Here is a 20,943-nt window from a genome sequence, read left to right as displayed (position 1 = left end):
CGCGACGGGGTCCCCGCCCCGCCCGCGGCGCGCGGGAAATGGGCGGGGCGGCCGAGCCGCGGGCGGGGCGGCTACACGCTCGGCACGTCGCCCTGCGCGGACTCGTCGCGGAACCGGACCGGCGTGCCGTCCGAGACCCGGCCGGCGAGGTGGCTCGCGTCCCAGTTCGTGAGGCGGACGCACCCGGCCGACGAGGCGTACCCGATCGTCTCCGGCGCCTTTGTGCCGTGGATGCCGTAGTGCTCCTTCGAGAGCGCCATCCACACCACGCCGACCGCGTTGTTCGGGCCGGGCGGCAGGCGCGCGTCGGGGAGGTCGTCGGGGACGCCGGCGAGGATCGACGGCTGGTAGTGCCACCACGGGTCGCGCGTGACGCTCGTCACCGTGAACTCGCCCTCGGGCGACGGGTCGTAGCTCGACCCGACCACGACGGGCGCGTGGAACAGGACGTTGCCGTCGGCATCGAGGGCGTGGATGTAGCCGGACTCGCCGAAGATCTCCAGGCTCGCCACGTCGCCGCTGGAGCGGGGCTCGTCCAGGACGTTCGGGACGAGGAGCTCGTCGCCAGCCGACAGCCCGTCGAGGTCGGCGCCGTCGTTGAGCCGCGCGAGGAGCTCGGGCGCGACGTGGAACTCCTCGCCCAGCTTCTCACCCAGCGACTCGTACCCCAGCCTGTCCATCTCGGCCCGCTCGTAGACGTCGCTGGGGATCGTCTTGAACGGCCCCTCCACGTCGTCGGCCGTCAGCTGCCGGGTCGTGGCGAGCTCGGACGGCGAGCCGGCGCGGCGCGCGAGCGCCTCGACCGTAGCCGCGTCGACAATGCCTGTCGTCTTGAGGCCTTCGACCTTCTGGAGCCACGCGACGGCGAGCTCGGTGTTGTCGCCCCAGCGGCCGTCGATCTGGCCCGGCGAGAACCCGGCGCGGTCGAGGAGCACCTGGAGCTTGACCACGCTCGGCCCCTCGACGTCGCCGCCCAGCGGGAGGTAGAGCGGGCCGGACCAGTCGGCCGAGGCCACGTCGTCCAGCGTTTCGGGGTTCGACCGCGCGGCGTCCGCCTGCCCCGTCGTGTCGACGCCGGCCTGCGCACGGCCCCGCCCGACGTACCGCGACGTTTCGAGGTCCGTCGGCACGGTGTCGTCGCCGGTCGTCGTGACGGCGGCGTCCGCCCCGCCCCGCTCGTCGGTCGTGGGCGGGGCGGCCGGGTCGACGTCGGCGCCTCCCGACTGGCAGCCGGCGACGGTCAGGGCGAGCAGGAGGGCGAGGGCGGGGAGGCGCTTCGCGGTCCGGGCGGACGGCGAGGCTAGCAGGGTCTGCGGCATGGGGCGGGGGGAGGTGAGCGGCCGTTGGACGCCCCACCGGCTCCACCGTTCGCCGCCCCGCCCGGAGCCGCGCGTGAGGGGCGGCCCTACGTCAGCGGGCGGGGCGGGGGATCGGCAGAGCAGGCGGCGCCACCCCGCCCTCAGCGGGCGGTGCGGGATCACTTCGCGCGGCGAGGAGGACGGTAAAACCGTCGTGTGGTGGTCCTGTGGAAATACCGCGGCTCCACCGTTAGACCGGCTCTGACAGTTTGCTACGCATCGGTCTCGCGCCGCCCCGCCCTACGAGGTCCCCTCTCCCAGCGGGAGAGGGACACCGCGCAGCGTCGGCGCAGCCAGGGTGAGGGGTCTCGGGCCGGGCGGGGTGGCGAGCGCCTCACCAACTCAGCGATCCCGTATTAGAGGACGGATCGCACCGCCGACTCGAACCGCTTTAGAACGCCCGGTGCGGCGGCGGCTCCAGGCGCGAACCGGGTCCAGTCCAACTGGAAACCGTAGGACGTTCGGAACACGTGGCGGAACTGGCGGAAGGGCTCCAGGTCCGCAAAGAGGTCGTGGTCCAAGACCTGGGGCAACGAGGGAGGGTGATCTGGGCCGAAGAGACTGACGAGGTCTGCGTGGTACCGCTCGCCCTCGGGCAGAGGAACACCGTGGTACTGACAGAGCCGCTTCAGCACGCTCTCGATTCCGTTGTAGAACTGCTGCATGAAGGCTCCGACGACCGTGCTCATGCGGACGCCCGGATCCTCTGACTGCGCCTCGTCCAGCAGGTCCTAGATCTCGCGCACGACGCCGTGCAGGGCGTCGAACTCAAACTCGACCTGTTCGATGAGGCGGTCCCGGTTCACCCGATATGCCCGTCGTATAGGACCCGCCCCGCCCCCTCGATACGACGCGAGAAGGGCGTGGGGGGGTCCAGGGCAACGAGGTCGACGGGAACACCAAGGGTCCGGTCGAGGCGGGCACCGAGTTTGTAGAACGCCCAGCCATGCACGCCCGCAACGGCCAAGTCGAGGTCGCGCGCGTGGGCGGGGTGGTCCACAGCGCTCCCGAACAGGACCACGCGTGTGGCCCCAAAGTCCCGCGCGATGCGGGCGGCGGTGTCGATGTGGTCAGCGGTCACGCTCACCTCATGAGAATACACCTGCGGCGCCACCCCGCCCTCCGCGGGCGGGGCGGGGCGGCTTAGCGGTCCTCCGCCTGCCGCGCGTAGGCGTCCAGGAAGCGCACCGACGCCTCGATCCCCTGGTGGAAGCGGTCGAGCCCGAACCGCTCGTTCGGGCTGTGGATCGCGTCCGAGTCCAGGCCGAACCCCATGAGGACCGTGTCCAGCCCGAGCAGCCGCTTAAAGTCGGCGACGACGGGGATCGACCCGCCCTCGCGCGTAAAGTGCGGCCGCTGCCCGAACACGCCTTCGAGTGCCTCGGCCGCCGCCTGCATCGCCGGCGCCGACGTGTCGACGATCGCGCCGTGGCCGCCGTGGAGGTTGCGGAACGTGAGCCGCATCGTCTCCGGCGCGTGCGTCTCGAAATGGCGCCGCAGCTTCTCCGTGATGTCGTCCGGCGTCTGGTCCGGGACGAGGCGGCACGAGATCTTGGCCGTCGCCTTGGACGGGAGCACGGTCTTGGCGCCCTTGCCCGTGTAGCCGCCCCAGATGCCGTTGACGTCGAGCGTCGGCCGGGCCGTCGTGCCCTCCAAGACGCTGTAGCCGGCCTCCGTCTTCGTCGCCTCGACGCCGGCCTCCTCCTGCCACCGGGCCTCGTCGAACGGGAGCTCGCGGAAGCCGGCCCGCTCCTCGTCCGTCAGCTCGCGGACGTCGTCGTAGAAGCCCTCGACCGTGACGCGGTGGTCGTCGTCGTGGAGGTCGGCGATCATCCGGGCGAGCGCGTTGATCGGGTTTTCCACCCCGCCCCCGTAGACGCCCGAGTGGAGGTCGCGCGCCGGTCCCTCGAGCTCGACCTCGACGTAGGCCAGCCCGCGCAGCCCGTAGGCGATCGACGGGACGCCCGGCGCGAAGAGGGCCGTGTCGCTGACCAGGACCACGTCGGCCGCGAGACGGTCGCGGTTGGCCTCGATAAACGGCGCCAGGTGGACCGACCCGTTTTCCTCCTCGCCCTCGACCATCATCTTGAGGTTGACCGGCAGGCCGTCGCCGGACTGGAGGTACGCCTCGACCGCCTTCACGTGCATGAACGCCTGGCCCTTGTCGTCGGCCGCGCCGCGCGCGACGAGGTCGCCGTCGACCTCGACGGGCTCGAACGGGTCCTGGTCCCACAGCTCGAGCGGGTCCGGCGGCTGGACGTCGTAGTGGCCGTAGACGAGGACGGTCGGCGCGTCGTCGGAGACGTGGTGCTCGGCGTAGACGACGGGGTGGCCCGGGCTCTCGGCCGACCCGGTCTCCAGGACGTCCACGGTCTTGAGCCCGGCGTCGCGGAGCCTCTGGGCGAGCCAGTCGGCGGCCCGCCGCGTCTGGGCGTCGTGCTCGGGGTCGGTCGAGATGGAGGGGATGCGGAGCCAGGCCTTGAGCTCCTCGACAAAGCGGTCGGCGTGGTCGCGGGCGTACTGAAGGGCGGAGTCCATCGGGGGCGGGGTGGGGGAGAGGTCCGTCCCGTACGCCCCGCCCGCGCTGCGGTGCCGCCCCGCCCCGCCCGCGCGGCCTGCGCCGAGGGGCGGGCGGGGCGGTCTGGACGGGCGCCGCCCCGCCTGTGGCCGCCCCGCTCGTCGCCACGGCGTTGCATGCAACGCCGCTACAGGATCTTGCCGCCCGCCGTGGGGCGGGGTGGGCATCTGCCGCTCGCCGCTCGCTACGCGTCGGGGTCCTGGGCGATCTCGATCGTCGCCCGCGTGCCGCGGCCGGGCACCGACTCCAGGTCGAGCCGGCCGCCCAGCAGCTCGAGCCGCCCGCGCACGCTGTAGAGCCCGAACCCGGCCCCATCAAGGAGCGCGGGGTCGAACCCGGCGCCGCCGTCCTCGACCGAGACCGCGATCGTCCCATCGCGGCCGTCGAGCCGGACCCGCGCGCGGTCCGTCCCGGCGTGCTTGACGACGTTGAACAAGAGCTCGCGCACGAGCTCGGTGAGCAGCACGCGGACCTCTCGGCGCCGGACGACGGCCGAGCCCTCGGCGACCACGTCGACGGCCAGCCCGTGCTGGCGCTCGACGTGGTCGCCCAGCCACCGCAGGGCCACGCTGTAGTCCTCGTCGTCGAGGACCGGGGGCGTGAGGTCGAGCGTGAGCGTGCGCGTGGCCTCGATGGACTGCGCGAGCGCGTCGTGCGCCCGGTCGAGGTCGGCCTCGGCCCGGTCGTCCGTCGCCAGGCGCCGGAGGGCCTGGACCGAGAACTGGGCGCCGAACAGGAGCTGCTGGACGTGGTCGTGGAGCAGCGACGAGATCCGCCGGCGCTCGGCCTGCTCGGCCAGCGTGAGCGCGGCGGCCAGCTCGCGGGCCTCGCGGTTGGCCACCTCGAGCGCCGCCGCCTGCTCGGCCAGACGCGCCTGCTGCGCCGCCACCTCGCGCCGGAGCGCGGCCGTCTCGACGGCGGCCCGGGTCGCCTTCCCCAGCGTGCCCGCGTCCATCCGCCCCTTGACGAGGTAGTCGGCCGCCCCGCCCTGCATGGCCTCCACGACAACCTCGGCGTCCTCGACGCCGGTCAGCATCACGACCGGGAGCCCGCGCTCGACGAACCACGGGAGCAGCGTCGGGCCGTCGGCGTCGGGGAGCCGGACATCGAGGAGCACGAGGTCGGGCGGGGTGGCCTCGGCGAGCGCCCGCCCCTCGGCCGCCGTCGACGCCTCGCGCACGGCGTAGGCGCCGTCGAGGAGCCGCCGCACGTGTGCCCGGTCGACCTCGTCGTCGTCGATGAGCAGGACGTCCACCGGGTCCGTCATGGCACGGCCGGGGCGGCGCCGACGTCGGGCGGGAACTCGATGAGCCGCCAGTACACCTTGAGCAGCTTGACGACCTCGAGGAAGTCCGCGCCGGCCCGGCTCTTCAGGATGTACCCGGCTACGTGGTGGTCGTAGGCCGCCACCTTGTCCTCCTCGCGGTCGCTCGTCGTCAGCACGAACACGACCGTCCGCGAGAGCCCAGGATCGGCCCGCAGGGCCTCCAGGAACTCGATCCCGTTCATCCGCGGCATGTTGATGTCGAGGAGCACCACGTGCGGGTGCGGGACCTCGGGCGCGCCGGGATCGCCGCGGAGCGCGGCCAGGGCCTCGACCCCGTCGCGGACGACGACGAACGGGTTGGCGATCCGGTGCTGCCGGAACGCGCGCTGGATGGCCTCGGCGTCGACGTGGTCGTCTTCGACGAGGAGGAGGGTGACGCCGCTGACTTCCACGGTCTAGGGGGCGGGGTGGGGGATGGCCGTGAGCGGCCACGTGAACCGGAACCTAGCACCGCCGCCGTCCGCCGCCTCGACGACGATCCGGCCGCCCCGGCTCTCGACCGTTTTCTTAACGATCGCCAGCCCCATCCCGCTCCCCTCGACCTCGTCGCGCGGGCGGAGCGTCTGGAACAAGCCAAACACGCGGTCCCGGTACTCCGGCGCGATGCCCGGCCCGTCGTCCTCGACCGTGAACTCGGCCCACCCCGCCCCGCCCCCGCCGAGCGTGCGGGCCGAGACCGTGACCCGGCCGTCGGGCCGGTCGTGGTGCTTGATCGCGTTGCCGACGAGGTTGCGGAGCACGAGCGCGAGCGGGGCGCGGGCGGTCCAGACGACGGGGAAGGCGCCTTCGAGACGGACATCGAAGCCCCCGGGCGGGGCCACCAGTTCGACCACGTCGCGCGTGAGCGCGGCCGTGTCGACGGACTCGGGGGCCGCCTCCGACCGCCCCGCCCGGGAGTACCCGAGGAGGCTGTCGAGCAGCCGCTCCATCCGCCCCGCCCGGGCCTGGAGCAGCGCGAGGTGCCGGGCCGACCCCTCCGGGAGCACGTCGCCGGCGTCTTCGGCGATCCACGTCGCCAGGCTGTCGATGGCGCGGATCGGGGCCTTGAGGTCGTGCGAAGCCACGTAGGCAAACTGGTCGAGCTCGGCGTTCGAGCGCGCGAGCTCGGCCGTCCGCTCCTCGACCCGGTCCTCGAGCTCGTCGGCGAGCGCGCGGAGCGCGTCCTCGGCCGCCCGCTTGGCCGTCACGTCCTCGACCACCGAGATCACGTAGTCGATCGCGCCGTCGGGCGCGTAGCTCGGCGCGACGGTCAGGTTGATCCACACCGTGTGGCCGTCGCGGTGGACGTACCGCTTCTCGGTCTGGTAGTGGTCGAGCTCGCCGCGGAGGAGGGCCTCGAACTGCTCCACGTCGGCGCCCAGGTCGTCGGGGTGCGTGATGTCCTGGAACGTGCGGCCGAGGAGCTCCTCCGAGTCGTACCCGACGATCTCCGAGAGCCGGTCGTTGGCCCGGAGCCACGTCCCGTCGAGCCCGACGTGGGCGATCCCGACCGCCGCGTTCTCGAACGTCCCCCGGAACCGGGCCTCGCTCGCGGCCAGCGCCTCGGTCGCCCGGCGGAGCGGGGTGATGTCGGTCGAGATCCCGCCGACCGCGCGGACCGCCCCGCCCGCGTCGCGGAGCGGGAACTTGACCGAGAGGTACGTCCAGGTCTCGCCGTCGACCTCGGTCGCCTCCTCGAACTGGAGCGGCCGGCCGGTCTCGATCACGCGGCGGTCGTTGGCCGCGAACGCCTCGGCGTCGCCGGCCGGCAGCAGGTCCCGGTCCGTCCGCCCGACGACGTCCTCGGACGGGATGCCGAACAGGTCCGACCACGCCTGGTTGACGAGCGTGTACCGGCCCTCCATGTCCTTCATGAAGACGACCGCGTTGGTCGCGTCGAGGAGCGCGCGGAACCGGGCCTCGCTCTCGCGGAGCGCCCGCTGGTCGGCCAGCCGCGCGGTCACGTCGAGCTGGGCCACGGCGCCCCCGACGATGCGGCCGGCCCCGTCGCGGACCGGGGCCGCGCTGTTGAGGACCTGGCGGCGCGGCCCGCCCCCGAACGGGGCGATCTCGACGAGCTCGCCGCGGACCGTCTCGCCGCCGATGAGCGCCCGGGCCATGGCCCACTCGTCGGGGGTGAGGCGGCGGCCGGAGTCGGGCCAGTACCCGACCCACTCGTCGTACGCCTCCCACGTCGGCGTCTCGGGCGGGGCGCCCCAGATCTCGCGGTTGGCGGCGTTGTCGCGGACGATCTGCCCGTCGGCGTCGGCGATGATGACGCCGACGGGGAGCGCGTCGAGGACCGCGCTCAGCTGGGCCTCGCTCGCGCGGAGCGCCCGCTGCGCGCGGGCGCGCTCGACGACGTCCCACGTCTGGTCGGCCACCTCACGGACGAGGGCCACCTCGTCGTCGGTCCACGCCCGCGGCTCGGCGTGGCTCGCGTAGAGCCCGGCCACCCACCGCCCCGCCCGGAGGACGGGCGCCCCGATCCCCGACCGCACGCCGTCCTCCAGGAACACGGAGTCCGCCGTGAGCGGGTCGGCCTCCACGTCGGCGACGCCCAGCGCCTCGCCTTCGCGGACGCGGGCGAGGTAGCCCGCGCCCAGCCCGGCGGCCGGGTACGAGCCGGCGAGGGGCGCGAGCGTCCCGTCGCTCCACGCCGCGCCGGCGACGAGGTCGATCGTGTCGTCGTCGGACACGGCGAAGAACCCGGCGCGGTGGGCGCCGAGGTGCCGGCCGACGGCCTCGGCCGCCGCGGCCAGGATGGCCTCGGGGTCGCCCACGCCGCGCTGCCGCTGGAGGAGGTCGAGGAGCAGCGCCTTCCGCTCCTCGCCCTGCCGGCGTGCGCGGGCCGCCTCGCGCTCCGCCGTCGCGTCCCACGCCACGCCCACGAGCCGCCCCGCCCCGCCCTCGCCGGCCACCTCGCCGACCACGCGGACCCACCGCACGCCGTCGGGGCGCCGCACGCGGTACTCCTCGTCCAGGCGGCCGCCGCTCTCGGCCACGGCCCGGTACGCCGCCCGCATCCGGGCCAGATCATCGGGGGGAACGATCTCCTCCAACTCATCCACGGTCGTCAGGGCGGGGCGGGGCGGGAGCCCGTGCGTCGCGCGGACCTGGGCGTCCTGGCGGACCGGGCCGCCGTCGAGGTCGCGCTCCCACCGGCTCATGTGCGCCGCGTCGAGGGCGATCTGGAGCTCGGCCGCCGTCCGCGCCGCCTCCGCCGCCTCGCGCCGCTGGTCGGTCACGTCGACGACGGCCCCCACGATCCGCCCCGCCCGACCGTCGGCGCCGGCCACGGCGGCCCCTCGGGAGTGGAGGTGCCGGACGTCGCCGTCGGCGTGGACGACGCGGAACTCGGCCTCGTACCCGCCGCCGGACGCGGCGGCCGCCTCGATCGCGCTGCGGACGGTGGCCGCGTCGTCGGGCTGGACGCGGTCGAGGTAGGCGGCCAGCGGGTGCGGCCCCCGCGCCGGGTCGAGCCCGAACAGCAGGTCGGTCCCCCCGTTCGCGCGGACCGTCCGCGCCTGGGTGTCGAGGTCCCACGTCCCCGCCAGCCCGGCCATCATGGCGATCTGGAGCCGCCGGACGAGGGCCGTCTCGGTCACGTCGCGGCCTTCGAGCAGGAGGAGCCCGGCCTCTCCGAGCGCCGGCTTGAGCGTCACGTCGAGCACGCGCTCGCGGCCCTCGGCGTCCCACGCCGTCTCCTCGTAGCGGACCGTCTCGCCGGCGGCCGCTCGGGCGACGGCGTCGCGGTGGCGCCGCTCCGTCCCGGCGGGGAGCGAGAGCACGTCCCACAGCGGCCGGCCGACGACGCTCTGGCGCCGAACTCCGGCAAAGCGGAGGGCCGTCTTGTTCGCCTCGACGACGGTGCCGTCGACGGCGAGCAGCCCGGTCAGCTGCGAGACGCCGTCGAACAGGGACCGGAACAGGACCTCGCTATGGCGCTGCGCCTCCTGGTGGCGCTCCCCACGCTCCTGCACGGTGGCCCGCGCGGCGATCACGTCCGCGGCGGCGCCGGCGAGGTCCTCGACCAAGCCCACGTCGGCAGCCGTCCACGCCCGGGGCTCGGCGCTGTAGACGGCGAGCACCCCCACGACCGCCCCGCCCGCGTCCCGGATCGGAGCGCCGAGGTAGGCGCGGACGCCGCCGTCGCGGACCGGAGGGAGGTCGCGGCAGGCGGGGTCCGTCGTCGTGTCGGAGACGGCGAGGGGCGTCCCCCGTGCGACCGTCTGCTGGCAGATCGTGTCGACGACCGCCTCCACGTCGATGTCCGCCCCGTCGTGGCCCTTGACGATCAGGCGCTGGGCGCCGAGCAGCGAGGCCATCGCGGACGCGCCGCCGAGGGCACCCCGCGCCACGCGCGCGAGCCGGTCGAGGGCGGGGTCGGTCTCCGGCTCGAACAGGCCCGTCGCGGCGAGCGCCGCGAGCCGGTCGGCGTCGGCGAGCGGGTCGGCGGCGACCGGGGCCGCGTAGGGGGCGGGCGGGGCGGGGGGGGACGGCCGGTCGGTCGGCATGGCGAGGGCTCCAGGCGGTCAGGAAGCTAGCGGCCGCCCCGCCCAAGAACGGCGGGCGGGGAGGTGCCCTACGCGGCCTCGACCGCGAACGGGGCTACGGCCTCCTCGGCGGGGCGGGCGTCGGGGAACCACCCGAGCAGCCGGCGGACCACGTCGTCGAGGAGGGCGTCGGGGCACGAGGCGCCGGCGGTCAGGAGCACGTCGAGCGGGCGCCCACCGCCCCGCCCCGCCCCGCCCTCGGCGGCGAGCGGGAGCCAGTCGCGCGTCTCCCGGGTCTGCTTGGTGCGCCAGTCGAAGTGGCGGATAAGCCGCGGGCTCACCAACTCGTCGGCGTCGCGGACGAAGAACGTCGGCAGGCCGGCGTCCTCGCACAGCTCGACGAGGTGCGACGTGTTCGACGAGTTGTACCCACCGACGACGATCGCGAGGTCGGCGCCGTCGGCGATAAGGGCCGTCGTGGCGTCCTGGTTCTCCTTGGTCGCGTAGCACAGCGTGTCCGACGTGTCGGCGAACGCGTCGTCGCTGCCGTCGCGGGCGACGATGGCCTGCCGCAGGCGCTCGGCGATCGCGGCCGTCTCGGTCGCCAGCATCGTCGTCTGGTTGACGACGCCGAGGCGGGCGAGGTCGCGGGCGGGGTTGAACCCGTCCGAGGTCCGCCCGGCAAAGCGCTCGGCGAAAAAGGCCGCGTCGCGGCGGCCCTCGACGACGGCGGCCAGGTCCTCGGCCTCGGCCTCGTCGCGGACGACGACGACCGGGGCCTGGGCGGCGGCGCGGCTGAACGTGGCCTGCGTCTCCTCGTGGTTCCGCTTGCCGTGGACCACGACCGTGTAGTCGCGCTCGCCGATGTGCGCGCTCTTTTTCCACACGCGGACGACGAACGGGCACGTCGTGTCGTAGGCGAGCGGGTCCACGCCCTGCACCGCGAGCGCGTCCATGACGTCGGTCGGGGCGCCGAAGGCCGGGATGATGACGAGGTCGTCCGGCCCGAGCTCGTCGAACGGGATAAGCTGCTCGCCGGTCGTCGTCCGCAGGAACCGGACGCCCCGGGCCTGCAGGTCCTCGTTGACGTGGGGGTTGTGGATCATCTCGGACAGCAGGAACACGCGCCCGGCTGCGGCCTTCTCGGGATGCTCGTCGAGCGCCCGGTACGCGATCTCAATCGCGTTCTCGACCCCGAAGCAGAACCCGAAGTGCCGGGCCAGCTTGACGCGGAGCGGCCCGAAGTCGAGCACGCTGGGTGAGAGGTCGCGCTTGCGCGGGTCGGCCGCCCGCCGCGCCGCCTTCACGCGGCTGACGACGGGGCTGCGGTAAAAGTCGGGGACGTCGAACTGGCGGGCCATCCGGTAGCGGGCGGGGTCGGCAAAGTACCCGGCCCAACGGCCCCACCCCGCCCGAGGGTCTGCGCGCGGGCGGGGCGGGGCGGGCTCCGCAGAGAATTGGCGGCGCGGGCGGGCGTGCAGAACGCGCCACCCCGCCCCTACGCGGTGCGGGCGGGGCGGTCTCGGCGTGTCCCACCCCGCCCGCGCCCAGGGCGGGGCGGGGCGGTCTCAACACGCCCAGCCCGTGCCGTGGGCGGGGTGGGTGCCGCCCTGCCCGGACGCTGCGGCCCGACGGCGTTGCATACAACGCCGCTACGGCGACCGCCCCGCCCGTGGCGTGGGCGGGGCGGTGACCTCCGCTGCCCTACGCCTTCTCCGCCAGCCGCCCCGCCCACTCGCGGCGCCACGCGGGGAACCGGCCCTCCAGGATCGCCGCGCGCATCTCGCGCATGGTCCAGAGGTAGAGCCCGACGTTCTGGGCGCTCGCGATCTCCATGAACAGGGGCTCCTTGGCCAGCGTGAGGTGGCGGAGGTACGCCTTCGAGAACGTCCGGCTGTGGTAGCCGTCGAGGCCGGCGTCGACGGCCTCCGCCGACTCGGCCCACCGGGCGTTCTTGATGTTGACGAGCCCGGCCGTCGTGAAGAGCGAGCCCGTCCGCGCGTTTCGCGTCGGCATCACGCAGTCGAAGAGGTCGACGCCGCGGGCCACGTTCTCGATCAGGTTCTGGGGCGTCCCGACGCCCATGAGGTAGCGCGGGCGGCTCTGGGGGAGCACCTCGTTGGTCACCTCGACCATGTCGTACATGACCGGCGCGGCCTCGCCCACCGAGAGCCCGCCGATGGCGTAGCCCTCGGCGTCGAGGTCGAGCAGCGCCTCGGCGCTCTCGCGGCGGACGTCGGCGTAGACGGCGCCCTGGACGATGGGGAAAAGCGCCTGGTGGTGCCCGTAGTGCGGGGCGGTCGCCCGGGCGTGCGCGAACGCCCGCCCCGCCCAGCGGACCGTCCGGGCGTTCGCGCGCCGGGCCTCGGCGCGGTCGACGGTCGCCGGCGTGAGCTCGTCGAGCACCATCATCACGTCGGACCCGATGTCGCGCTGCGCGTCGACGACGGTCTCGGGCGAGAAGAACAGCTTGTCGCCGGTGAGGTGGCTGCGGAACGTGACGCCGTCCTCGCTCACGTCGCGGCGGCCGGCGAGCGAGAACACCTGGAAGCCGCCCGAGTCGGTCAGGATCGGCCCGTCCCACGCCATAAAGCGGTGGAGCCCGCCGAGGGCGCGGAGCGTCTCGCGGCCGGGCCGCAGCGCGAGGTGGTACGTGTTGCCGAGCAGGATCTGCGTGCCCAGCTCGCGGAGCGTCCGCGGGGCGAGCGCCTTCACGCTGCCCACGGTCCCGACCGGCATGAACCGGGGCGTCTCGACCGTCCCGTGGTCGGTGTGGAGGAGGCCGGCGCGGGCGCCGGTGTCGGGGCACGTGGCCTGGAGCTCGAACGTGAGGGGCACGGAAGCAGGCCCCAAGGCGGGGCGGGGTGGACGCCGAGGGTACGGCCCCGACAGCCCCGCCCCCGGCAAGGCCGCGCGAAACACGCCGCCCCGCCCGCGCACGGCGGGGCGTCTGGGCGGGGCGGTCGTCTGCGTGACCCGCATTCAAACCGGGCGGGGCGGGGTGGGAGGAGTCCCCCTCCTGGTCAGGAGGGGACAGGGGTGGTGGACGGGCAGGCACGGCGCTCCGACGGCCTAACACGGGTTCGTCTGGCATTCGCCGTCCGCCCCGCCCGAACGCCCCTCACCCTGTCCCTCTCCCACGGGGAGAGGGAACCCCAAAGGGCGGGGCGGTGCACGGCGAGTCGCCCGAGCCCGGGCGCCCCAGAGCCGACACCGCCCCCACCCCGCCCCAAGCGGGCGGGGCGGCCTACTCCGAGCGGAGCACGGCCAGCGGCGGCTGCCGCAGCGCCCCCCGGCTGCCCAAGAGCCCGACCGCGACCGTCAGGAGCGGGACCACGACGAGCGCCCACCCGAGCCACGTGAGGTCCGGCCGGAACGGGATCTCGAACACGAACGCGGCCAGCCCCCACGCCCCAGCGAGCGCCAGGACGCCGCCCGTGAGCGCGGCGAGCACGCCAAGCAGCGCGTACTCGGCGACCAGGATGCGGCGGACCTGCGCGCGGCTGGCCCCCAGCGTCCGCAGCATGACCACCTCGCGCGTCCGCTGCCCGAGCGCCACGCGGACGGCGCCGGCGAGGACCACGAGCCCGGTCGCGACCGCGAACAGCGCCATGAACCGGAGCACGAACGCCACGCGCGCGAGGACCCGGTCGATCAGCGACAGCACCAGCTGCACGTCGACGGCCGACACGTTCGGGAACGCCTCGACGGCCGCCGACTGGACGCGCGCGCTCCGCTCCGGTGAGCCCGCCCGCGTGAGCACGATCGCCGTCTGCGGCGCCGCGTCGAGCGGGCCGGCGGCGAAGACGGCGAAAAAGTTGGGCTGTACCTGCGCCCAGTCTACGTCGCGCAGGCTCGTCACCACGCTCTCGACGTCCGCCCCGCCCACGCTCCACGTGATCCGGCTGCCCACGCCGACGTCTAGGTCGGCGGCCAGCTCGGCCTCGATCGAGACCGGGACGACGTCGGCGTCCTCGGGCGCCGTGCCCTCGAAGGCGCCGGCGACGACGGTCTCGGTCGGGACCGTGTGCGTCCGGTACGTCGAGCGGTACTCGCGCGTGAGCGTCCACCGCTCCGGCCCGCCCTCGGTCCCCGCGAACGAGTCGTCGGCCGTCTCCAGGAGCGTGTCGACGGGGACCCCGTCGACCGCCGCGATCCGCATCTGGACGAGCGGGACCTCCTGGATCACCGGGAGCCCCTGCGACTCGACGAGCGCGCGGAGGCTGTCGCGCTGCGACGGCTGCACGTCGAACAGGATGACGTCGGGGCTCCGGTCGTCGCCGGTCGGGACCGCCACCTGCTCCAGGATCGACCGCTGCACGAGCGCCAGCGCGAGCACCAGGAACACGCCCAGCCCCATCGTGAGCAGCAGCACGAGCGTCTGGTTGCCCGGCGTGTACAGGTTCGCGAGCCCCTGGCGCCACGCGTACGGGAGCCCCGGGCGGACGACGCGGCGGAGCACGCCGCGGACGGCCACGGCCGCGAGTGCGAGGAGCGCGAACACGGCGGCCGTCCCGCCCACGAACGCCGCCGCCCCGCCCCATGACTGCGTCTGGAGGTAGGCGAACCCGCCCACGGCCGCCACAAGCAGCGCCACGAGCAGCCACCGGAGCGGGTCTACGCCGCCCGCGCGGGCGTCGGCGCGGAGCGCCCGCAGCGGCGGCACGCGGCGGACCCCGACGAGCGGGAGGAGCGCGAACAGGAGCGCCGTCACGAGCCCCACGCCCAGCCCCTCGACGAGCGCCCGCGGCACGACGTCGTTCTGCACGTCGACGGGCAAGAACCCCTGGAGCACGAGCGGGAGCAGCCGCTGCACGCCGACGCCCAGCGTCGCCCCGAGCACGGCCCCGACCGCACCCAGCGCGAGCGCCTGGAGCGCGTACACGGCGAGCACGCGGCCCGACGACACGCCGAGGCACCGGAGCGTGGCGACGGTCTCGGCCTTTTCGCCCACGTACACGCTCACCGACGACGCCACGCCGATCCCGCCGAGCAGGAGCGCCACGAACCCGACGAGCGACAGGAACCGCGTGAGGTACCCCGACGCCTCGGTGATCTCCTGCTGCTCCTCGCCCGCCGTCTCGTAGCGGACCTCGTAGTCGTCCAGCCGCGAGGCGACGCCCGGCGTGGCCGCCTCGGCGTCGGGGAACCGGAACCCGACCGCGTAGCGCGCGCGGCTCCCGAACCCGAGCAGCGTCGAGTCGACCTCGGCGAGCGGGAGGTACACGCGTGGGCCGACGAGGCTCGCGATCTCAGCCTGCCCCGGCACGCCGTCCACGCGCCCGACGATGGGGTAGGCCCGCCCGCCGACCTGGACCGAGTCGCCGACGGCGGCGTCCATCTGGAGCAGGAGCGTGGCGTCGACGAGCGCGCCACCGCCCCGCCCGATCCGCTCGGCCGCCGCCGCGGGCGTCGTCTGGACCTCGCCGTAGAGCGGGTACGGCCCGTCGAGCGCGCGGACCTGCGCCAGCCGCGCGCGGCCCTCCCCGCCCGCCGACGCCGGGAACCGGGCCATCGACGGGAACGACACCTCACGGACGACGGTGGCGCCGGTCTCGGCTTCGAGCGAGTCGAGCAGCGCTGCCGTCGAGTCCGGGAACGCCGCGCTCCGCCGGACCTCCAGATCGGACCCGAACACCTCCTTTGACTGCTCGGCCACGGCCCGTTCTAGGTTGATCCCGAACGAGCGGATGGCCACGAGCGCCGCCACGCCGAGCGCCATCGCGGAGACGTAGAGCACGAGCCGGCGCCGCATCCCGCGGCTGTCCTGCCAGGCGAATCGGAACGGGGAGAGGGCCACGCAGTCGGTGTGTCAGTGGGTCAGGACGATCGGTCGGTCAGTGCGTGCCCCGCCCCGCCCTCGCAGCTGGGCGGAGCGAGGAGGGGCAGGGCGGGACCACCCCGCCCGACGGGTTCCCCCCCGCCTCACGCGACGCGGGCGGGGCGAACCTCGGGGGCGGGGCGGGCCGTGTCTTCGACGACGTGGCCGCCCCGGAGGCTCACGGTCCGCTCGCAGCGCGCGGCCAGTTCGGGGTCGTGGGTGACGACGACGAGGGCGGTTCCGGCCTCGCGGTTGAGGTCGAACAGGAGGGCCTCGACGCGGGCGCCCGTCTCGGCGTCGAGGTTGCCGGTCGGCTCGTCGGCGAAGAGGAGGGCGGGGCGGCCGGCGAAGGCGCGCGCGAGCGCCACGCGCTGCTGCTCGCCGCCCGACAGCTGCGACGGGTAGTGGCCGGCCCGGTTGGCCAGGCCCACGCGGTCGAGGAGGTCGCGGGCCGTCGCCGCCGCCCCGCCCTCGCCGCGGAGCTCGAGCGGGACGGCCACGTTCTCGGCCGCGGTCAGCGTGGGGAGCAGGCGGAAGCCCTGGAACACGAACCCGACCGACCGCGAGCGGAGCGCGGCGCGGGCGTCCTCGTCGAGCGGCCCGAGGTCGGTGCCCACGAGCCGGACGGTCCCGCGCGTGGGCCGGTCGAGCCCGGCGGCCAGCCCGAGCAGCGTCGTCTTCCCGCTCCCCGACGGCCCGACGATGGCGCACGTGGCGCCGGCGGCCACGTCGAACGAGACGCCGTCGAGGACCGTCAACGGACGGCCGCCGCTCGTGAACGTCTTGGTAAGGTCGCGGACGGAGAGGACGGGGCCTTCCACGGCAAGAGAGGGCGGGGTGGGGGGAGCGCCGGGCGGGGCGGCGAGGAGCCGACGCAACGCGCGCGGCCCGTCCGTACGGTGCCCTGCGCGCCGAGTTCACCGCCCCGCCCGTGGAGAACGGAGGAGAAGAGGTCGGGGAGGAGAAGAAGGGCAGAGCGTTTCCCGGCCGCCCCACCCGGGTCGGGTCCCGCCCCGCCCGGACTCCGCCTCTCCTCCTCTCTTCTTCCTCTCGTCCCCTCCTCTTCTCCTCCCGCCCCGCCCGCCCGCCGCGCACGGCGGAACCGGCCCGGCCCGTTCGGGTGGACTCCGAAACTCCCTCCGCATGGTCCTCCGCCCCGCCCTCGCCGCCCTCGTCGTCCTGGCCGCCGCCGGTTGCCAGGACGACGCGCCTACGCGCGCCATCGACGCGCCCGCCCCGCCCGGCGCGACCGCGACGCCGCCCTCGCGGACCACGCCCGACGTCCCCCTCGCCGGCGTCCGTGCCGACTCCGACACCGTGACCGTCCTGTTCTACGGCGACAGCCTGACCGCCGGCTACGGGCTCGCGCGCCCCGACGAGGACGCCTATCCGGCCCTCGTGGGCGCCCAACTCGCCGAGGCCGGCGTGCCCGTCCGCGTCGTCAACGCGGGCAACAGCGGGGAGACCTCGGCCGGCGGGCTCGGCCGCATCGAGTGGACGCTCCGCCAGACGACGCCGGACGTGTTCGTGCTCGCGCTCGGGGCCAACGACGGGCTCCGCGGGATCGACCCGGAGGCCATGCGCGACAACCTCGAAGGCATCCTCGACCACGTCCGCGAGGCGGCTCCGGGCGCCCGCGTCGTGGTCGCCGGCATGGAGGCGCTCCCGAACATGGGCGCCGACTACGCCGACCGCTTCCGGGCCGTCTTCCCCGACGTCGCCGAGCAGTACGACGCCGCGTTCGTCCCCTTCCTCCTCGACGGCGTGGCCGGCGTCCCGCGCCTCAACCAGGCCGACGGCGTCCACCCGACGCCCGAGGGCCAGCGGATCATCGCGCGGACGGTCGGCGAGACGGTCGTCCCGCTCGCGCAGGCCGAGTACGACGAGGCAGGCTAGCGCCCCTGGCCTCTCCTGCTCCAGAAGAGGGGCGTCTCGGCCGACGACAGCGTCCGCCCCGCCCGGCAGGAGCCGCATGGCAGAGCCGTAGGGGCGGGGTGGCCGCCACGCCGCGGGAAATCGCCCCGCCCTTGACTCGGAGGCGGGGCGGCCGATACCGGGCCTCCACCGCCCCGCCCCGCCCGTGACCACCAGGTTCTTCGTCGTCGACGACGACCGGCACTACGCCCGCCTCCTCTCGTACCGGATCGACAAGGCCAAGGACCACGAGGTCCACGTGTTCCACTCGGGCGAGGACGCGCTCGACGCGCTCGACCGGGTCCGCCCGGACCTCGTGCTCCTCGACATCATGATGCCCGGGCTGGGCGGCATGGAGACGCTCCGCCGGCTCCAGCTGTTCGAGCCCGACCTGCCCGTCGTCATGATCTCGGCGCAGGGGACGGCCGACGTGGCCGTCGAGGCCATGAAGGGCGGGGCGACGGACTACATCACGAAGGGCCAGGACGACCTCGTCAAGCTCGACACAGTCGTCAAGCGGCTGAAGGACCGCGTGCGGCTGGCCCGCGAGGTCGAGCAGCTGCGCGCCGAGGTCGCCAAAAAGTATGGGATGGAGGAGATCGTCGGCGACAGCCCAGCGATGGAGCGCGTCTACCAGCTCGTGCAGAAGACGCTCCGCGGCAACCTGACGGTCGCCGTTCAGGGCGAGTCGGGGACCGGCAAGGAACTCGTCGCCCGGGCCATCCACTTTAACGCCGACCCGCTCCCGGGCAAGCCCGAGCGCGGCCCGTTCGTCGTCGTGAACTCGGCGGCGATCCCGGCCGAGCTCATGGAGAGCGAGTTTTTCGGCCACGAAAAAGGCTCGTTCACGGGCGCCCATGCCCGCCACATCGGCAAGTTCGAGCAGGCCGACGGCGGGACGCTCTTTCTCGACGAGGTGGGCGAGCTCGACCTCGGGCTCCAGGCCAAGCTGCTCCGCGCGCTCCAGAACCGCGAGATCACGCGCGTGGGCGGGGCGGGCACCATCACGTTCGAGTGCCGCGTGATCTCGGCGACCAACAAGGACGTGCTCGAGATGGTCCGCAAGGGGACGTTCCGGGAGGACCTCTACTACCGGCTCTTCCAGTTCCCGATCGCCCTCCCGCCGCTCCGCGCGCGCGGCAACGACGTGCTGCTCCTGGCCCAGGGCTTCCTCGAGGACTACGTCGAGGCGTACCCGCGGTTTAAGGGGAAGCGGCTGAGCGGGGCGGCCGTCCGCGCGATCCTGGACTACGGGTGGCCGGGCAACGTGCGCGAGCTGAAGTCGACCGTCGAGCGGGCCGTGCTCATCGCTGACGGCGACGAGATCGAGGAGGAAGACCTGCTCATCAACGGTCCCAACGCGATCCGCCCGTGGGCCGAGCGCGCCGGGGCCGCGCCGGTCGCCGCCCCGCCCGCGGTTCCGTCTCCCGCCCCGGCGCCCGCCGAGCCTGCGCCGGCCGAGCCCGCCGCCCCGCCCGCGCCGTCCGGCGACGGCCAGGGCGGGCCGGGCGACTTCCCCCCGCTCGCCGGGTTCGCCACCCCGCCCCCGGCCGAGGTGTACGGGCGGGGCGGGGCGGAACGGGGCGCGCCGCAGGCGCACCCGCAGGACGCGGCCCTGCCGCACCCGCAGGACGCGCCGCAGGCGCAACCCGGGGGCGGGGTGGACGGTATAGCGGCCCTGGCGCCGGACGACCTCATCGTCCCGCTCGACGACCTCAAGCGCCAGGCGGTCGAGCGGGCCTTCGCGATCTGCGAGGGGAACGTCGAGCGGGCGGCCGGCGAGCTCGGCATCGGCCGGGCGACGCTCTACCGGCTCCTCAAGAAGTACGACATTTCGACCGAATAGTGCGTGTTGCGCGTCTCGTGCTGCGTAGCGCACCTCGACCCTACGCAACACGAAACAGCACCCATGCGCCTGACCGACTACGACCGCACCGTCCTCCGCGAGATCGACCGCTGGGAGCGGGGCGAGACGTTCCTCCAGCAGGCGCTCGGGTTCGCCATGCGGCCGGTCGACTGGGCGTTCGACCAGTTCGTGCCGGAGGCCGTGGTCGACGCGCTCACGGACGCGCTGACAAAGGCGCTCGCGGCCCTCAACGACGCCAGCGCCTGGACCTACGACGAGGCCGAGGTTCTGGAGAAGGCGCGCGCGGTCGGGATCGAAGCCGAGTCCGTCGAGGACTTGCGCGACGAGCCGCTCGACCGGCTCGACGCGCTGGCCAAATCGTTCACGTCGCAGAACGCGGTCCTCGCCGCGCTCTCCGGGGGCGGGGCGGGCCTGGGCGGCGGCCTGCTGCTGGCGGCCGACGTGCCGGTCCTGTTCACGGTCAACTTCCGCCTGATCCAGCAGGTCGCGGCGGCTTATGGGTTCCCGCTGAAGGGACCGGGCTACCTGCCGCTCGTCGTCGGCATCTTCAACGTGGCGGCGTCCGGGAGCCGCGAGGCGAAGTCCGACGTGCGCCGCGAGCTGGCCGTGGCCGCGGCGTCGGTCGACGGCGGCGGCTACCGCGGGCGCCGCGCCGACGGGACACTCCGCGAGCAGCTCGGGCACGTCCCCCGCGAGATCGCCAAGAACCTGGGCGCGCAGAAGCTGGCGCAGACGATCCCGATCGCGGGCGCGGCGGTCGGGGCGGGCGTGAACTACTGGTTCACCGACCAGACGGCGCAGGCGGCGGCCATGCTCAGCCGGGCGCTGTACCTGGAGCGGAAGGAGCGGCTGTAGACCGGGGGCAGGACCGCCGCCCCGCCCCCGTCGATCCCAACATCGAACGCACCGCTGGTGCCACGGGCGAACCGCGCCCAGACCGCCGCCCCGCCCGTACGGGCGACCGCCGGTCGCCCCTACGACGGCCACCCCGCCCACGCGTCACGGCTCGGCTAGTGTGCCCGATGGCGTTGCATGCAACGCCGCTACGACGGCTGCCCCGGCGTGGGCGGGGTGGTGCATCTTCTGCCCACTATGTTCGGCCACGTTCCCGGCGTCTCCATCGGTGCCCTGTTCCCCGATCGCGTCGCGCTCGCCGTCGCCGGCGTCCACCGCCCGCGGCGGGCCGGCATCTGTGGCCGGGCGAGGGAGGGCGCCGAGTCCGTCATCCTCAACTGCGCGTTCGTCGACGACGAGGACCGCGGCGACATCGTCCTCTACACCGGCTCTGGCGCGCGCCACCCGAGGACCGGCCGCCAGATCGGCGACCAGACGCTGACGCGCTCGAACCTCGCCCTCGCCCAGAGCGCCCGCCGCGGCCTCCCCGTGCGCGTGAGCCGCGGGGCGGGGCGGCGCGGCTGGGACCCGCCCGCCGAGGGCTACCGCTACGACGGCCTCTACCGCGTGGCCGACTACCACCCCGCCACGGGCGAGGACGGCTACCGGATCTGGCGCTTCCGCCTGGAGGCGGTCGCCGGCGAGAGCCGGGCGGCGCCCTGACCGCCCCGCCCACGCACGCAGCACGGCCACCCCGCCCGCGCCGCGC

15 protein-coding genes are annotated in these 20,943 nt (G+C 74.6%); 4 read left to right on the top strand and 11 right to left on the bottom strand.

Going from position 1 to position 20,943, the window contains the following annotated elements; all coding sequences use genetic code 11:
• Positions 1-71: 71 nt before the first annotated feature.
• The 11 genes from RQM47_RS01985 to RQM47_RS01935 all read right to left on the bottom strand — a co-directional run bounded on the left by RQM47_RS01985 (position 72) and on the right by RQM47_RS01935 (position 16,380).
• Positions 72-1,319, bottom strand: coding sequence for a L,D-transpeptidase family protein (locus RQM47_RS01985; protein ID WP_311662423.1), 1,248 nt, complete (start codon positions 1,317-1,319; stop codon positions 72-74).
• 395 nt (positions 1,320-1,714) lie between these two features.
• On the bottom strand, positions 1,715-2,047 hold the full coding sequence (locus RQM47_RS01980; RefSeq protein ID WP_311662424.1) for a hypothetical protein: 333 nt from the start codon (positions 2,045-2,047) through the stop codon (positions 1,715-1,717).
• A gap of 113 nt (positions 2,048-2,160) precedes the next feature.
• A complete protein-coding gene (locus RQM47_RS01975; RefSeq protein ID WP_311662425.1) occupies positions 2,161-2,439 on the bottom strand; it encodes a nucleotidyltransferase domain-containing protein in 279 nt (92 codons plus the stop codon).
• Between the two features lie 62 nt (positions 2,440-2,501).
• Positions 2,502-3,896 (bottom strand): dipeptidase, encoded by a 1,395-nt coding sequence (locus tag RQM47_RS01970; protein WP_311662426.1) that lies wholly within the window; start codon positions 3,894-3,896, stop codon positions 2,502-2,504.
• Positions 3,897-4,120: 224 nt separating this feature from the next.
• The gene (locus RQM47_RS01965) at positions 4,121-5,203 is read right to left on the bottom strand and encodes a response regulator (RefSeq protein ID WP_314007186.1); all 1,083 of its coding nucleotides are present in this window, start codon (positions 5,201-5,203) and stop codon (positions 4,121-4,123) included.
• On the bottom strand, positions 5,200-5,655 hold the full coding sequence (locus RQM47_RS01960) for a response regulator (RefSeq protein WP_311662428.1): 456 nt from the start codon (positions 5,653-5,655) through the stop codon (positions 5,200-5,202). The genes RQM47_RS01965 and RQM47_RS01960 overlap by 4 nt, the downstream gene beginning before the upstream one ends.
• A 3-nt stretch (positions 5,656-5,658) precedes the next feature.
• Positions 5,659-9,759, bottom strand: coding sequence for a PAS domain S-box protein (locus RQM47_RS01955; RefSeq protein ID WP_314007183.1), 4,101 nt, complete (start codon positions 9,757-9,759; stop codon positions 5,659-5,661).
• Between the two features lie 68 nt (positions 9,760-9,827).
• Positions 9,828-11,099, bottom strand: coding sequence for a 4-hydroxy-3-methylbut-2-enyl diphosphate reductase (locus RQM47_RS01950; RefSeq protein ID WP_311662430.1), 1,272 nt, complete (start codon positions 11,097-11,099; stop codon positions 9,828-9,830).
• 343 nt (positions 11,100-11,442) lie between these two features.
• On the bottom strand, positions 11,443-12,576 hold the full coding sequence (tgt, locus tag RQM47_RS01945) for a tRNA guanosine(34) transglycosylase Tgt (protein ID WP_311662431.1): 1,134 nt from the start codon (positions 12,574-12,576) through the stop codon (positions 11,443-11,445).
• A gap of 409 nt (positions 12,577-12,985) precedes the next feature.
• Positions 12,986-15,538, bottom strand: a complete 2,553-nt coding sequence (locus tag RQM47_RS01940; RefSeq protein WP_314007180.1) for an ABC transporter permease — start codon at positions 15,536-15,538, stop codon at positions 12,986-12,988.
• A 125-nt stretch (positions 15,539-15,663) separates the two neighbouring features.
• Complete coding sequence (locus tag RQM47_RS01935; protein ID WP_314007177.1) at positions 15,664-16,380, bottom strand: ABC transporter ATP-binding protein; 717 nt, start codon at positions 16,378-16,380, stop codon at positions 15,664-15,666.
• A 322-nt stretch (positions 16,381-16,702) separates the two neighbouring features.
• Here RQM47_RS01935 and RQM47_RS01930 point away from each other — a divergent pair, with 322 nt between their 5' ends.
• The 4 genes from RQM47_RS01930 to RQM47_RS01915 all read left to right on the top strand — a co-directional run bounded on the left by RQM47_RS01930 (position 16,703) and on the right by RQM47_RS01915 (position 20,897).
• Positions 16,703-17,455 carry an arylesterase gene (locus tag RQM47_RS01930; protein ID WP_311662434.1) on the top strand — a complete coding sequence of 251 codons (753 nt, stop codon included), beginning with the start codon at positions 16,703-16,705 and terminating at the stop codon, positions 17,453-17,455.
• Between the two features lie 184 nt (positions 17,456-17,639).
• A complete protein-coding gene (locus RQM47_RS01925) occupies positions 17,640-19,319 on the top strand; it encodes a sigma-54 dependent transcriptional regulator (RefSeq protein WP_314007174.1) in 1,680 nt (559 codons plus the stop codon).
• Positions 19,320-19,382: 63 nt separating this feature from the next.
• Entirely contained in the window at positions 19,383-20,195 is an 813-nt protein-coding gene (locus RQM47_RS01920) for an EcsC family protein (RefSeq protein WP_314007171.1), read from the top strand.
• Between the two features lie 177 nt (positions 20,196-20,372).
• Positions 20,373-20,897 carry a YDG/SRA domain-containing protein gene (locus RQM47_RS01915; protein WP_314007169.1) on the top strand — a complete coding sequence of 175 codons (525 nt, stop codon included), beginning with the start codon at positions 20,373-20,375 and terminating at the stop codon, positions 20,895-20,897.
• Positions 20,898-20,943: the final 46 nt, after the last annotated feature.

This window comes from Rubrivirga sp. S365, from assembly GCF_032248475.1.
Taxonomy (GTDB): Bacteria; Bacteroidota; Rhodothermia; order Rhodothermales; family Rubricoccaceae; genus Rubrivirga; species Rubrivirga litoralis.
The sequence above is the reverse complement of the archived record's forward strand: the minus strand, read 5'-3'. Positions and strand labels throughout refer to the sequence as shown.

Excerpts from the sequence above, each read along its gene's own strand:
- RQM47_RS01985 (WP_311662423.1), bottom strand. The coding sequence starts at position 1,319 with ATGCCGCAGACCCTGCTAGCCTCGCCGTCCGCCCGGACCGCGAAGCGC.
- RQM47_RS01980 (WP_311662424.1), bottom strand. The coding sequence starts at position 2,047 with ATGAGCACGGTCGTCGGAGCCTTCATGCAGCAGTTCTACAACGGAATC.
- RQM47_RS01970 (WP_311662426.1), bottom strand. The coding sequence starts at position 3,896 with ATGGACTCCGCCCTTCAGTACGCCCGCGACCACGCCGACCGCTTTGTC.
- RQM47_RS01965 (WP_314007186.1), bottom strand. The coding sequence starts at position 5,203 with ATGACGGACCCGGTGGACGTCCTGCTCATCGACGACGACGAGGTCGAC.
- RQM47_RS01955 (WP_314007183.1), bottom strand. The coding sequence starts at position 9,759 with ATGCCGACCGACCGGCCGTCCCCCCCCGCCCCGCCCGCCCCCTACGCG.
- RQM47_RS01950 (WP_311662430.1), bottom strand. The coding sequence starts at position 11,099 with ATGGCCCGCCAGTTCGACGTCCCCGACTTTTACCGCAGCCCCGTCGTC.
- RQM47_RS01930 (WP_311662434.1), top strand. The coding sequence starts at position 16,703 with ATGGTCCTCCGCCCCGCCCTCGCCGCCCTCGTCGTCCTGGCCGCCGCC.
- RQM47_RS01920 (WP_314007171.1), top strand. The coding sequence starts at position 19,383 with ATGCGCCTGACCGACTACGACCGCACCGTCCTCCGCGAGATCGACCGC.
- RQM47_RS01915 (WP_314007169.1), top strand. The coding sequence starts at position 20,373 with ATGCAACGCCGCTACGACGGCTGCCCCGGCGTGGGCGGGGTGGTGCAT.